The 13,457-nt window shown below is 68.3% G+C and carries 13 protein-coding genes; 11 read left to right on the forward strand and 2 right to left on the reverse strand.

Annotated elements, in window-relative coordinates; genetic code table 11:
* Positions 1 to 19 precede the first annotated feature (19 nt).
* From ACZ5V4_RS06690 to ACZ5V4_RS06730, 9 genes are all read left to right on the forward strand, one after another.
* A complete protein-coding gene (locus ACZ5V4_RS06690) occupies positions 20 to 1,054 on the forward strand; it encodes a chromate resistance protein ChrB domain-containing protein (protein ID WP_464317401.1) in 1,035 nt (344 codons plus the stop codon).
* Positions 1,051 to 1,602 carry a ferredoxin domain-containing protein gene (locus ACZ5V4_RS06695; RefSeq protein ID WP_464317402.1) on the forward strand — a complete coding sequence of 184 codons (552 nt, stop codon included), beginning with the start codon at positions 1,051 to 1,053 and terminating at the stop codon, positions 1,600 to 1,602. Before ACZ5V4_RS06690 ends, ACZ5V4_RS06695 begins: the two co-directional genes overlap by 4 nt.
* 13 nt (positions 1,603 to 1,615) lie before the next feature.
* On the forward strand, positions 1,616 to 2,815 hold the full coding sequence (locus tag ACZ5V4_RS06700; RefSeq protein ID WP_464317403.1) for an MFS transporter: 1,200 nt from the start codon (positions 1,616 to 1,618) through the stop codon (positions 2,813 to 2,815).
* Entirely contained in the window at positions 2,805 to 3,377 is a 573-nt protein-coding gene (locus ACZ5V4_RS06705; protein WP_464317404.1) for an HDIG domain-containing metalloprotein, read from the forward strand. The genes ACZ5V4_RS06700 and ACZ5V4_RS06705 overlap by 11 nt, the downstream gene beginning before the upstream one ends.
* Positions 3,358 to 4,512: an MFS transporter gene (locus ACZ5V4_RS06710; protein ID WP_464317405.1), complete on the forward strand. Its 1,155-nt coding sequence runs from the start codon at positions 3,358 to 3,360 to the stop codon at positions 4,510 to 4,512. The genes ACZ5V4_RS06705 and ACZ5V4_RS06710 overlap by 20 nt, the downstream gene beginning before the upstream one ends.
* Positions 4,513 to 4,563: 51 nt before the next feature.
* Positions 4,564 to 5,655 carry an acyltransferase gene (locus tag ACZ5V4_RS06715; RefSeq protein WP_464317406.1) on the forward strand — a complete coding sequence of 364 codons (1,092 nt, stop codon included), beginning with the start codon at positions 4,564 to 4,566 and terminating at the stop codon, positions 5,653 to 5,655.
* A gap of 150 nt (positions 5,656 to 5,805) precedes the next feature.
* Positions 5,806 to 6,444: a TetR/AcrR family transcriptional regulator gene (locus ACZ5V4_RS06720; RefSeq protein WP_464317407.1), complete on the forward strand. Its 639-nt coding sequence runs from the start codon at positions 5,806 to 5,808 to the stop codon at positions 6,442 to 6,444.
* Positions 6,441 to 8,474 carry a HAMP domain-containing methyl-accepting chemotaxis protein gene (locus ACZ5V4_RS06725; RefSeq protein ID WP_464317408.1) on the forward strand — a complete coding sequence of 678 codons (2,034 nt, stop codon included), beginning with the start codon at positions 6,441 to 6,443 and terminating at the stop codon, positions 8,472 to 8,474. Before ACZ5V4_RS06720 ends, ACZ5V4_RS06725 begins: the two co-directional genes overlap by 4 nt.
* A 15-nt stretch (positions 8,475 to 8,489) precedes the next feature.
* Positions 8,490 to 8,987 (forward strand): chemotaxis protein CheW, encoded by a 498-nt coding sequence (locus tag ACZ5V4_RS06730; protein WP_464317409.1) that lies wholly within the window; start codon positions 8,490 to 8,492, stop codon positions 8,985 to 8,987.
* Positions 8,988 to 9,197: 210 nt separating this feature from the next.
* Here ACZ5V4_RS06730 and ACZ5V4_RS06735 read toward each other — a convergent pair whose 3' ends face one another.
* Positions 9,198 to 9,554: a hypothetical protein gene (locus ACZ5V4_RS06735; protein WP_464317410.1), complete on the reverse strand. Its 357-nt coding sequence runs from the start codon at positions 9,552 to 9,554 to the stop codon at positions 9,198 to 9,200.
* Positions 9,555 to 9,632: 78 nt separating this feature from the next.
* Complete coding sequence (locus ACZ5V4_RS06740; RefSeq protein ID WP_464317411.1) at positions 9,633 to 10,022, reverse strand: CBS domain-containing protein; 390 nt, start codon at positions 10,020 to 10,022, stop codon at positions 9,633 to 9,635.
* A gap of 512 nt (positions 10,023 to 10,534) precedes the next feature.
* On the opposite strand from ACZ5V4_RS06740, the gene ACZ5V4_RS06745 reads away from it, so the two are divergent.
* Both ACZ5V4_RS06745 and ACZ5V4_RS06750 read left to right on the forward strand, forming a co-directional pair.
* On the forward strand, positions 10,535 to 12,247 hold the full coding sequence (locus ACZ5V4_RS06745) for a potassium channel family protein (protein ID WP_464317412.1): 1,713 nt from the start codon (positions 10,535 to 10,537) through the stop codon (positions 12,245 to 12,247).
* Positions 12,248 to 12,306: 59 nt separating this feature from the next.
* Entirely contained in the window at positions 12,307 to 13,455 is a 1,149-nt protein-coding gene (locus tag ACZ5V4_RS06750; RefSeq protein WP_464317413.1) for an MlaE family ABC transporter permease, read from the forward strand.
* The last annotated feature ends 2 nt before the right edge of the window (positions 13,456 to 13,457 follow it).

The following is a 13,457-nucleotide window of genomic DNA, read 5'->3' on the forward strand; positions in this document are numbered from 1 at the left end:
CTGTGACATTATATGTCATATGAACAACGAACAACCTTCCTGGCTCCTCTTCTCCTTCACGCTCCCGGCCAAGAACCAGGCGGGCCGCATGCGCGCCTGGCGACGCCTCACGGGCCTCGGCGCGGTGATCGTCAAATCCACCCTCTACGCCCTGCCCGCCCGCGCGGACCTGGCCGAACAACTCACCTGGCTGGCCCGCGAGGTGGAGGAGATGGGCGGCGAAGCCCTCTTTCTCGAGGCAGGCCCCCCGGCCAACGTGACCGCAGGCGAGATGGCCGCGCTCTTCACCCGCGCCCGCGACGCGGACTGGCAGGCCCTGGAGGACGAACTCCAGCCGCTCCTGGACCATGCGCGCGACGCGGCCGCCGGCAAGGCCCGTCCGGCCGGGCGCTCCAGGAAGTCCGCCCCCCCCGCCACGGACGCCGCCGCCCTGGAGCAGGCGCGCCGCAAGCTCTCGCGCCGCGCCGAAACCCTGCGCGCCATCGACTATTTTCCCTCCGGACGCGGCCAACGCGCCTTGGCGCTCCTTGAAGAGCTGGGGCGCATCCTCTCCGGGCTGGCCGGCGAACCGGACGGCTCCCGGGCCCCGGGGGTCCCGCCCGTTTCCGCCGCCGACTACCAGGGCAAGGCCTGGGTCACGCGCGACAACCCCTACATCGACAGGCTGGCCTCGTTCTGGCTGGTGCGCCGCTTCGTCGATCCCGGGGCGGCCGTGGAGTTCACGGGCGAAGCGCGCGCGCCCCAAAGGGACGGGGCCGTGCGCTTCGACATGGCCGAGGCCGAGTTCACGCACGTGGGGCCGTTCACCACGTTCGAGGTGATGTGCGCGGCCTTCTCGCTGGGTTCGGCCGTGCCCGAGCGCCTGCGCGCCATCATCCGGGCCATCGACCTGGACGGGGCGCACTCCGGCCCGCCCGAGGCGGCCGGGGTGAAGCTGATCCTGGACGGCCTGTGCGCCCTGCACACGGACGCGAACACCCGTACGGCGGCGGCGCTCGAGCTCTTCGACGCGCTGTTGGCCGCGACCAAGCAAAACCAAGGAGAACAGCAATGAAAGACATCGCCATTCAGGTGGCCAACCTCATGGCCGCTTCCGCCAGGACCGCGCCCAAGGCGGGCGGGAAGGACTTTCTGGAGATCGCCGTGGTCAGCCGCGACGAAGACCTCAAGCGTATCGGCCAGGCCATGCGCGAGTACGCCCCGAAAAGCACCAACGAGGCCTACTGGCTGCGCGACGCCGCCAACATCGAGAACTGCCAGGCCCTGGTGCTGGTGGGCCTGGGCAAGTCCCTGGCCGCCGGGTACGACTGCGGGGCATGCGGCTACGCCACCTGCCGCGAGTTCGAGGCCGGGCGAGAGGTCACGGACAAGGCCATGGGCTACGACGGCCCGCACTGCATGATGCGCATGATGGACATCGGGGCCGCCCTGGTCTCCGCCGCCAAGACCGCCAGCCTGCTCAACCTGGACAACCGCGTGCAGCAGCGCGTGGGCGCGGCCGCCAGGGCGCTCGGCTACATCGACGCGGGCGTGGCCATGGGCATCCCCGTGGGCTTCTACGGCAAGTCCATCTTCTTCGACCGCTCGGTCCCCAAGCACTAAGGCACAAAAGAGAATGGACGCGTTCAAGAACCTCTGCACGGTGGGCTTTCTGGCCCGCTTCTCCTACGCCCTGGCGCGAAACCCGGTGCTGCCGCTCTTCGCGCTGTTTCTGGGCGCTGGCCCCGAGGCCATCGGCCTGGCCGTGGGCGTCTCCACGGTGACGGGCATCTTCTTCAAGCTGCCCGCCGGAGCCCTTTCGGACGTGATCGGGCGCAGGCGCACCATGCTGGCCGGTCTCGCCGTGTTCGGCGTGATGCCCCTGGCATACTTCCTGATCGATTCCTACCAGGCGCTCATCGCCGTGCGCTTCCTGCACGGGCTGGCAACGGCCGTGTACGGCCCGGTGGCCATGGCCGTGGTCGCGGACGTGGCGGGCGGCCGCAAGGGCGAGATGCTCTCGTGGTTCTCCTCCGTGGGCATCATCGGGTCGCTCCTGGGCGCGCCCATCGGCGGGCTGGTGCTGGACGCGGGCCATGCGGGCGGACCGGTGATGTGGCAGTTCCAGGCCGTCTTCGCGCTCTCGGCGGTGTCCGGCATGGCCGCGCTCATCCTGGGCCTGCGCACCCTGGGCATCGAGGAGCGCGTGGAGCACGGTCTTGGCCTGGGCGAGCGCTTCAGGCGCTTCGGCGGGGGCATCCGAGAGGTGCTCTCGGACAGGCGCATCGTGGCCGCCTCGTCCATGGAGGGCGTGCAGAACATGACCATGGGCGCGCTCGAGGCCTTCCTGCCGGTATACGCCGTGAAGGTCGCCGGGCTTTCGGAGTTCCAGGCGGGCCTGCTCTGGGGCTCGCAGATCGTGGTGACCATGCTCGCCAAGCCCCTTCTGGGGCGCACCTCGGACACCCACGGACGCAGGGCGCCCATCGTGGCCGGGCTCGCGCTGTGCGCGGCGGGTTTCTCGGCCGTGCCCTTCATGGGCGGCTTTTTGGGCCTTCTGTGCGCCTGCCTGGTCTTCGGGCTGGGCGAAGCCCTGGTGACGTCCTCCTCGGCCGCGCTTGTGGCGGACCTCTGCCGCGAGCGCCACTTCGGCTCGGCCATGGGCGCCTTCGGCACGATCTTCGACGTGGGCCACGCCTCCGGCCCCATCCTGGCTGGACTTCTGGTGGGCTGGATGGGATACGCGGTGAGCTTCCCCCTGATGGCCGGGGTGCTGATCCTCGCCATCCCGGTCTTCTTGAGAAACGTCCCCAAGGAGGGCGCGCATGCATCCTGAGATCAATCCCGGCGACGTGGCGCTCCTGCGCTCCCAAGGCATGAACGAGGAGGACCTGGCGCACTCGGTGGCCGTGGCCGAGCTGGCCCTGGACGTGGCCCGGCGCACGGGCGCGCCCCTGGACATGGAACTGGTGGCGCGCGGCGCGCTCTTCCACGACCTGGGCAAGGTGGCAACCCACGCCATCGAGCATGGGCTCATCGGCGCCAAAATGGGGCGCGAGCTCGGCCTTCCGCCCGAGGTCTGCGCGGTCATGGAGAAGCACATCCGGGGCGGGCTCAGCCCGGAGGAGGCCGTGGAGCTCGGCCTGCCCGTGAAGGACTACGCGCTCGAGCGCCTGGAGGAGCGCGTGATCATCTACGCCGACCGGCTGGTGGACATCATCACCGAAGGCATGGCCGCCCTGCGCGGCCCGGCCGAGGCCGAGGAGCGCTTCGAGGAGATCCTCAAGGCCTACCCCAAGTACGGCAAGAACGAGGCGACCATGGCCCGGTATTTCGGGTACCACCGCGAGATTCAGGGCCTGATCCGGGCGGCGCGGCATGGCGGCGTCCCCGTTTAGGCTCCTGTGCGCGGCCGGTTTTTTGGCCATCCTCTCCACCACCATGGCCAAGAACCCGGTGCTGCCGCTCTTCGCGACGAGCCTGGGGGCCGGGCCGGAGGGCATCGGGCTCGTCTCGGCGCTCTCGCCCCTGGCGGGCGTGCTGGCGGGCATCCCGGGCGGATTGTGCTCGGACGTGTTCGGCAGGCGCAGGATGCTCCTGGGCTCCTCGGTGGTCTTCGCCACCGCGCCCCTGGCCTACCTGCTGGTGGAGGGCGTGTGGGGCCTGGGCCTGGCCCGGTTCTACCACGGCCTGGCCACCGGGGTGTTCATGCCCGTGGCCCAGGCGGCCGTGGCCGACGCCTTCGACGCCTCGCGCGGGGAGCGCCTGGGCGCGTTCTCCTCCGCCACAATGGCCGGGCGCTTCCTGGCCCCCATGATCGGCGGGGCGGCCCTGTGGGGCGGGTTCGGGGCCGTGTACGGCGTGTGCGCCCTGGCCGGCGTCGGGGCCATGGCCCTGGCCTGGCGGCTGCCCCCGTCCGGGGAGCGCCCGGCCGCGAAATCCTGCCGGATGCCCGTGCGCGAGAGCCTGCGCCAGCTGGCCGCAAGCCCGGGCATCAAGGCGGGGTGCCTGCTGGAGGCGGGCATGCTCTTCGCCTACGGCAGCTTCGAGGCCTTCCTGCCGGTGCTCGCCCAGGAGCGCGGCCACCCGGCCTGGGTCACGGGCGCGCTTTTTTCGGCGCAGATCGTCACGGTGGCGCTCACCAAGCCTTTTTTCGGGCGCTTCTCCGACCGCCACGGCAGGGCCGGGCAGATGCTCGCGGGCGCGGCGCTCATGGCCGCGGCCTGCGCGGCCCTGCCCCTGGCCGGGGGCCTGGCCTGGCTTTTCGCCCTGTCGGTGGTCCTCGGGCTGGCCCTGTCCGTGGCCACCTCGGCCTCGGCTGCCTACGTGGCGGACCTCTCGCGCCGGGAGAACCGGGGCGCGGCCATGGGCCTTCTGGGCTCGATCATGGACATCGGCCACAGCGCGGGTCCCCTCGCGACGGGTTTCGCCGCGGCGCTCGCGGGCAGCGCCGGGGCCTTCGCCACTGGCGCGGCGGCCCTTTTGGCCGCCTCGGCGGCCGCGTGGAGGATCGGGCTCGGGCGAACGCGGTGATCCCTGCCGCGACCGTTGCAATCCGCCCCGGCATGGCTTACTTGCCCCGCCATGCCTCAAGCCGCGCCGAACACCGCCGCCGCGCCGGGCCGCCCCGGGCGCTGCCTGTACCTGGACCTGCTGCGCTGCCTGTCCATCGCCGGGGTGGTGTTCATGCATTCGTCCTCGCCGCTGATGGGCGGCCCCACCGACCAGGCCGTCTGGGCCGGGGTGGGCTATTCGGCGCTGTCGCTCTTCTGCGTCCCCGCGCTTCTCATGATAAGCGGCGCGCTGATGCTCGGCGACACAAGGCCCATGAGCCTCAAGGCGTTCTACGGCAGGCGCTTCGTGAAGATCGCCCTGCCGCTTCTGGCCTGGTCCGTGATCTACTACCTGCTCACCTGCTACCAGCAGGGGGTGACCCCGCACCTCGGCTCCTTCCTCAAGCGCTTCCTGACCGGCATGTGGGCCGGGCCGCTGTGGTTCCTCTACATGATCGCGGGCGTCTACCTGATGCTGCCCTTCATCCGCCCGGCCTTTTCCGGGCGCGACAAGGGGCCCGCCGTGGTCTTCGTGTGCATCGTGTTCGGGGCCAGCACCCTCAACTTCGCCACGCGCCTGATCTGGGCCCAGGAGCTGAACACCTTCTTCAGCGGGGCGATCATCCCTTATTATTTCGGGCACTTCGTCCTGGGACACCTGCTGAACACCACGGACGTGCGCGTGCCCGGGGGCAAGCTGACCCTGGTACTGGCCTTCGCGGCCTGCGCGGCGGCGTCCACCATGGGCGAGTACGCGGCCCTGCGCGACCCCTCCATGCTGCGCAACACCTTCTTCAGCTACCAGCAGCCCCTGGCCGCCGTGATGGCCGCCTCGGCCTTCCTCTTCCTCAAGGACTGGAAGCCCGGGTCGGAGCGCAGGCGCGCCCGCTTCATCCAGGAGCTCAGTTCGCTCAGCTACGGCATCTTCCTGACGCATTTTTTGGCGCTCATGCTGCTCACCGGGCAGCTCCCCCTGTTCTTCGCACCCGGCCAGGGCCTCGACTGGAACACCGTGAACCCCTGGGTGGGCCCGCTGCTCCTGGGCGCGGCCGTGTTCACGCTCTCGACCCTCTTCACGGCGGCGCTCAAGCGCACCCCGTATCTCGAGCGCATCGTCCCCTGATCGGCCCCTGCGCCCCGCAGGCCCGCCCGGCCCGCGCCCAAAATTTTTCCCGTTGATTTTGCGCATCTTCTTGGTTGAAAGCCATTTTTGCGTTGCCAGAACCTTTCCGGCGTGTCATTCCCTGAATGAACATTCAGTCAAGAGGGCACCGTGAGCGAACACACCGTGAACAGCATTCTTTCGGCGGCGACCAAACTGTTCGCCGAGAAGGGCATCGCGGGCGTGTCCATCCAGGAGATCGCGGACCAGGCGGGCATAGCGGCCGGCACGGTGATCTACCACTTCAAGACCAAGAAGAACCTGCTGTTCATCCTGGCCCGGGACATCATCTACAAGCTCTACCGGGAAAGCCGAGAGTCCATGCGCGGCGCGCGCTCCCCGCTGGGCGCCCTGCACCTGTTCGTGGACGCGTTCTTCGATTTCTCCGCGCGCGACCGCGACAGCCTGGCCTTCCTGACCCGGCTCGACCCGTTTTCCTCCCTCGACCTGGCCTATTTTCCCAACGCGGACTTGTTCCTCGTCAGGGATCGGTATATCAGTCTCATGGTGAACAGCCTCCAAGACGGCATAGACCAGGGCGTATTCGCGGACGTCGACCCCCACGGGGTCGCCTCGCTCGTCTGGTCCATGCTCTGGGGGGCCGGATGCCTTCACGCCGAGGACGGCTCCCTGGCCGGACTGCGCGAGGAGGCCAAGGCCATGCTCACCTGCAGGCTGACCTGCAAAACGACAAGCAATACGGTTTCGCCCGTTGGTGACGGGCCAATACCATCCGGAGGCGTGGCATGAAGAATTTGAAGCTCGGAGTGAAGATCGGCCTCGGTTTCGGCATACTGATCCTGATCACGGCCGTGCTCGGCGGCCTGGCCATGATGAACATGCTCTCGGTGGGACGCCAGGCGGACCGCCTGGCCGTGGAGATCGCGCCGCAGGTCCTCGTGGCCAACAACGTGGAGCGTAGCGCCCTGCAGGCCATGCTGGACATGCGCTCCTACGGCTTCACGGGCGAAGACCAGTACTGGGAGTCGGCCAGCAAGTCCCTGGCCGACGTGGAGCGCTACCTCAAGGAAGCCAGGGAGCTGGCCCAGAAGCACCCGGGGCTCACGCAGCTCAAGGACAACGCCGAGCGGGCCTCGCAGGCCCTGGCCGAATACCGGCGCATGGCCGGGCAGACCCGGGACGCGGACAAGGCCATGGAAGCCGGGCGCAAGGCCACCGACGAAGCTGCGGCGCTCTTCGTCAAGAGCAGCGCCGAGTTCCAGAACAGCATGGTCGAGGCCATGAACAAGGAGATCGAGGCCAAGCTCGAGCCCGCCAAGCTCAAGGAGCGCACCGACAAGCTCGACTGGATCGCCGAGATCACCAACCTGGGCAACGCCGTGCGCGTGATCAACCTCAAGGCCCAGCTGCTGCGCGACCCCAAGCTGCTCGACGAGGCCATGAAGAATTTCGAGGCCATCAACGCCGCGCTCGAGAAGCTCAAGGCCACCGTGCGCGCCGACGTCAACATCCGCCAGCTGGCCGAGGTCAAGCGCGGCGCCGACATGTACCGCGAGGCCATGCAGGGCATCGTCAAGAACATGGCCACGCTGGCCGAGCTGGCCAAGAAGCGCTCCGAGGCCGCCGACGGCCTGCTCAAGGCGGCCATGGAAACCTCCCAGTCGGGCGTGAAGGAAACCCAGACCGTCACCACCCATGCGTCCGAGAGCCTGGCGTCGGCCTCCACCATGGTCACCGTGGGCCTGGCGCTGGCCCTGGTCATCGGCGTGGCCGTGGCCTTCTTCATCACCAGGGGCATCACCGGCCCGGTGATCCAGGGTGTGAGCTTCGCCCAGCACATGAGCGAGGGCGACATGACCCTCGAACTCGACGTGAACCAGAAGGACGAGGTCGGCATGCTGGCCGACGCCCTGCGCCAGATGACCAGGAAGCTCAACGAGGTCATGGGCGAGGTGGTGGAAGGGGCCAACAACGTGGCCGCAGGCTCCCAGCAGCTCTCCGCCACGTCCGAGTCGCTCTCCCAGGGCGCCAGCGAGCAGGCCGCCAGCGTGGAGGAGGTCTCCTCCTCCATGGAGGAGATGGCCTCCAACATCCAGCAGAACGCGGACAACGCCGTGCAGACCGAGGCCATGGCCCTGAAGGCCGCCAAGGACGCCGAGGAAGGCGGTCAGGCCGTGACCCAGACCGTGGGGGCCATGAAGCAGATCGCGGAGAAGATCTCCATCATCGAGGAGATCGCCCGCCAGACCAACCTGCTGGCCCTGAACGCGGCCATCGAGGCCGCCCGCGCGGGCGAGCACGGCAAGGGCTTCGCCGTGGTGGCCGCCGAGGTGCGCAAGCTGGCAGAGCGCTCCGGGCACGCGGCCTCGGAGATATCCTCGCTGTCCTCGGAGTCCGTGGCCGTGGCCGAGAAGGCCGGGCGCATGCTCACGGCCATCGTCCCGGACATCAAGAAGACCGCGGAGCTCGTGCAGGAGATCGCCGCCGCCACCCGCGAGCAGAACGCGGGCGCGGACCAGATCAACAAGGCCGTGCAGCAACTCGACCAGGTCATCCAGCAGAACGCCTCCGCATCCGAGGAGATGGCCTCCACCGCCGAGGAGCTCTCCAGCCAGGCCGAGCAGCTGCTGGCCACCGTGACCTTCTTCAAGCTCAAGGGCGCCTCCGCCTCCCGCAGGCAGGCCCCCAAGGCGCTGCCCCACGGCTCCGGGCACGCCCACAAGGCTTCGCCGGCCCCGCACAAGCCTTCCAAGCCGGGCAAGGGCGTGGTGCTGGACATGGGCGGCGCCGCTTCCGACGACGACTTCGAGAAATTCTAGCCCGAGGAGCGGACCGTGAGCGAGAGCACCAACCAGTTCCTGACGTTCACCCTGGGCGAGGAGGTCTTCGCCCTGGACATCGCTTCCGTGCGGGAAGTGCTGGAATACACGGCAATTACTAAGGTGCCGCGCACGCCGGAGTACATCCGGGGAGTGATCAACCTGCGCGGCCGGGCCGTGCCCGTGGTGGACGTGCGCCTGAAGTTCGGCATGCCCGCCACCGAGCGCACGGTGAACACCTGCATCATCATCGTGGAGGTGCAGCTGGGCGGCGAGGAGACCGTGCTCGGGGCCCTGGCCGACTCGGTCAAGGAGGTCATGGACATCGAGCCCAAGGACATCGAGCCCGCGCCCAGGATGGGCACGTCCATCAAGGCGGACTTCATCAGGGGCATCGGCAAGCACGGCGACGCCTTCATCATCCTCCTGGACATCGACAAGGTCTTCTCGGAGGAGGAGCTCACGAGCCTGAGCGCCGCCTTCTCCGAGGCCGAGACCCCGGCCCAGGAATAGGCGCGCGGCGATACGGAAACCAAGCCCCCCGGCCCCGTGCCGGGGGGCTTTTTTCGCGCCCGCCGAGCGCCCCGAACCCGGAAAACGCAAGGGGGGCCGGTCACGGGACCGGCCCCCCTTCCACGCTGCGCGAGGCCAAGGCCTCGCCATGATCGCCTCCGGGCGTTCAGGCCCGCCCCACGCGCGCCCGGACGCCCCGCTCGGTGCGGATCAGACCTTCTTTTCCCAGTTGCGCAGGGCGAGCCTGAAGGCCGCCACCACGTAGACGTCGCAGTCCACGCAGTCCTCCGGGTGCTCGGGCGGCACGATGCTCGAGCGCAGGTCGTCGCTGGAGACGTCCCAGGCCGAGTCCACGTCCAGGCCCTTGACCTTGGCGAACAGCGCGCCCAGCCACTGCTGGCTGTAGGGGCATTCGGTCTGCCCGCCGATGTCGGTTATGGTTCCTCCGTCGACCGCGATCTGCACGTCGATGGGGCGTTTGCAGAACGTGCTGCCGTATACGGACTTGGCCGAGAACCGCTCCAGCGGCTTGACCAAGTGAATGTTGTCGTTGGCGTTGGCTGTCATGCGACCTCCCTGGGCCGTCCGCCCGCACCTCGCGGGCAGCCGGCCGTGTTGTGAAAAACCGTGGCGGCGCTAAACCGCCTAAGACGCCTTCCCGTGCACGCCCAGGGCGATCAGGATGTCCCACATGGTGATCACGCCCACGAGGGTCTTGCCGTCGAACACGGGCATGCCCGCTATGTTGTACTGGTCCATGATCTTGGCGGCGGCCTGAAGCTCGTCGGTGGGCTTCACGGAGACCAGGGAAACGTTCATGATCGTCTCGACCGGGGTCTTCTCGGGATCGGCCCCGGCGGCGATGATCTTGGAGATCATGTCGCGCACGGTGACCGCGCCGTAATTGCCCGCGTCGTCTATCTTCACCATGAGGCGGCGCATGTTGTTCTCGGCCATGAGCCTCATGGCCTGGGCGGCGGTGGCGTCCTTCTTCACGTACATGATCCTGGTGGACATGGCGTCTTTGACTTTCATTCCTGCCTCCATGTTACGGGTGAAATGCGTCCTGGGGTCCTGTTTCCTCAGCCTTTCGCTCTCGCGCCCGCCGGGTTCGCGGCGTGGCCCTCGCTTCTGAAAAAGCAGGGACCGTGCCAAGGCGAAAGCGTTGCAACCTCTTGAATTACAAGAGCAAGCGTAATTGAATTGTGAAATATATAACAAGCAGTGTCAAGATATTTTATACTTCGCCAACAAAACCTCTTATCCCGTCCAACAAAGAATGATTGCTGAAAAATTCAGAGTACTTTCCTTCAGTATTGGGATGAAAGCGAGGCGAGCGCGCGACGGGCGCGAGGAGACGCCGGAATATCCCTGGAGCATGCCGCGCGGGCGGGCCTGACGCGCGAGGCGGCCTTCCATCCTCTCCGGTCCGCGAGCCCCATTTCCCGGGCGTTCCCCGGGGCTTGCCTCGCCCCTCCCCCGCCTGTACCATTCTTCATAAGTCCAATGAAACCAACCGCCGCCGTTTACGGCGTGAAGGGCCCCGCATGAAGTTTCTCCCCGCGCAGCTGGCGTTCGTAATGAAGAGCCGCACCGCCCGCCAGAACATGCGCTACCTGATGAAGTTCATCCTGATGCTCATGGCCGTGATCGCGCTCTACAGCGTGCTTTTCCACGTCTTGATGAATCTGGAGGGCAAACAGCACTCCTGGATCACGGGCTTCTATTGGACGCTCACGGTCATGTCCACGCTGGGCTTCGGCGACATCACCTTTTCCTCCGACCTGGGCAGGCTCTTTTCCATCGTAGTGCTCACCTCGGGCGTGGTCTTCCTGCTGGTGATGCTGCCCTTCACCTTCATCCAGTTCTTCTACGCCCCCTGGCTGGAGGCCCAGGCCAAGGCCCGCATCCCGCGCGAGCTGCCCCCGGAGACGCGCGGCCACGTGATCATCGTGGGCAGCGACCCCACCGCCCTGAACCTCTCCGCCCGGCTCGGGCAGTACGGGCGCGAGCACGCCGTGCTCTGCCCCGACGTGCAGCGCACCACCGAGCTGCACGACATGGGCTACCCCGCCGTGCTGGGCGACCACGACGACCCCCGGACCTACCGGGCGCTACGCGTGGACCAGGCGGCCATGGTGGTGGCCCTGGACAGCGACGTGCGCAACACCAACATCGCCTTCACCCTGCGCGAGGTGAGCCCGGACGTCCCCGTGGTATGCAAGGCCGACCAGGACGAATCCGTGGACATCCTCTCCCTGGCCGGGAGCACCCGCGTCTTCGCGTTCACCAGGCTTCTGGGCCACACCCTGGCCCGGCGCATCCTGGGCGACGGCCTGCTCTCAAACGTCATCGGCCGATTCGACAGCCTGCTTGTGGCCGAGATCCCCGTGCAGTGGACCGACCTCGGGGGCAGGACCCTGCGCCAGTGCGCGCTCAGGAGCGCCACCGGCGTGAACGTGCTCGGGCTGTGGGAGAAGGGCAGGTTCTCCGTGGCGGACCCGGACGCGCCGCTTTCGGATTCCGCCGTGCTGGTGCTCGGCGGGTCGGAGGACCACTTGCGGGCCTTCGAGCGCCTCGCGGGCAAGCCGCAGGCCGTTCGGGGCGGGGCGGTGATCCTGGGCGGAGGGCGCGTGGGCATGGCCGTGGCCGAGCAGCTGCGCGAGCAGGGCGTGGGCTACGCCATCGTCGAAAAGAACGCCAAGCTCGGCAACCTCGAAGAGCGCGCCGTCATCGGCAGCGCCGCGGACCGGGAGGTGCTGGAGCGCGCCGGGATCGAGACGGCCTCCACGGTCTTCGTCACCACCCACGACGACGATCTGAACATCTACCTGACCATCTACTGCCGCAGGCTGCGCCCGGACGTCCAGATCATCAGCCGCGCCACCTTGGACCGCAACGTGGGCATCATGTACACGGCCGGGGCGAACCTGGTGATGTCGCACTCCTCGCTGGTGGCCACCACGGTGCTCAACCTGTTGAGCCCCGGGATGGTGCTCATGCTCACCGAAGGGCTGAACCTCTTCCGCGCCCCCCTGCCCGCCGCCCTGGCCGGGAAGTCCCTGGCCGAAAGCGGCATCCGCCAGGAGACGGGCTGCAACGTGGTGGGGGTGCGCGCGGGCGCTGCCATGGCCCTGGGCCCGGACCCGCAGACCGCGCTCGAGGCGGGCAGCGAGCTCGTCCTGATCGGGGATTCCGTATCCGAGAAGCGCTTCCTGGAACGCTACGGCGTGGCCGGGGACCGCGTGGGGGCGTCCTGAGCGCGGGCAGGCCCGGACGGCGTGTTCCATTGCAGGGCTTTTTGCGTTAGCGAAAAACCATGACCTCCAAGACACCGGAACCCGGAACAGCCGGGGTGCGCGCCGCCGCGAGCCAGGGCGGCGTGCTCGTGACCCTCTCGGGCTCCTGGGGGATGAGGTCCCCCGGTCCGGACGCCTCGGAGGCCGTCCGGCTGCTCAACGCCTCCCCCCGGCCTTCCGGGCTGCGCTTCGACACGTCGGGCCTCGCCGGATGGGACAGCCGCCTGCTGACCTTCTGCCGCTCGCTTCTGGCCCTGGCCCGGGCCAACTCCGTCCCGGCCGACCTGTCCGGCCTGCCCGAGGGGGCCCGCGCGCTCCTCGATCTCGCCGAAAAGGTGCCCGAACGCGGCGGCCAGGCCTCGGCCAAGGCGCGCGAGCCCATCCTGGCGCGCCTTGGAGGCTGGTGCATCGAGGCGTGGCGCGGCGTGCCCGACCTTTTGGAGTTCGTGGGCGAGGTGGCCCTGGCCTGCGTGAACCTCGCGCGCGGCCGGGCCGTGTTCCAGGCCTCGGGGCTCGCGCTGCTCATCCGCCAGGTGGGCGTGGACGCCCTGCCCATCGTCTCGCTCATCAGCCTGCTCGTGGGCCTGATCCTGGCCTTCGTGGCCTCCATCCAGTTGCTTCAGTTCGGGGCCCAGGTCTACGTCTCCACCATCGTGGGCATCGCCATGGTCCGGGTCATGGGGGCGATCATGACAGGCATCATCATGGCCGGGCGCACCGGGGCCGCCTTCGCGGCGGAACTGGGCACCATGCAGGTCAACGAGGAGATCGACGCGCTTCGCACCCTGGGCTTCTCCCCGGTGGAATTTCTCGTGATGCCCCGGATGCTGGCCCTGGTGCTCATGATGCCGCTTCTTTGCGTCTACGCCGACCTGATGGGCGTGCTGGGCGGATTCGTGGTGGGCGTGGCCATGCTGGGGCTCAACCCGGAGCTCTACCTGAGCCAGACCTTCCACTCCGTGCCCCTGGCCAACTTCTGGATCGGGCTGGCCCACAGCGCGGTGTTCGGCGTGCTGGTGGCCCTGGCCGGGTGCTACCGGGGCATGCGCTGCGGCCGCAGCGCCATGGCCGTGGGCCAGGCAACCACCTCGGCCGTGGTCACGGGCATCCTGAGCATCGTCATCGCCACGGCGGTCCTCACCTGGCTGTGCAACATCCTGGGCATCTGAGG

Source organism: Fundidesulfovibrio sp. YSD1 (assembly GCF_055397115.1).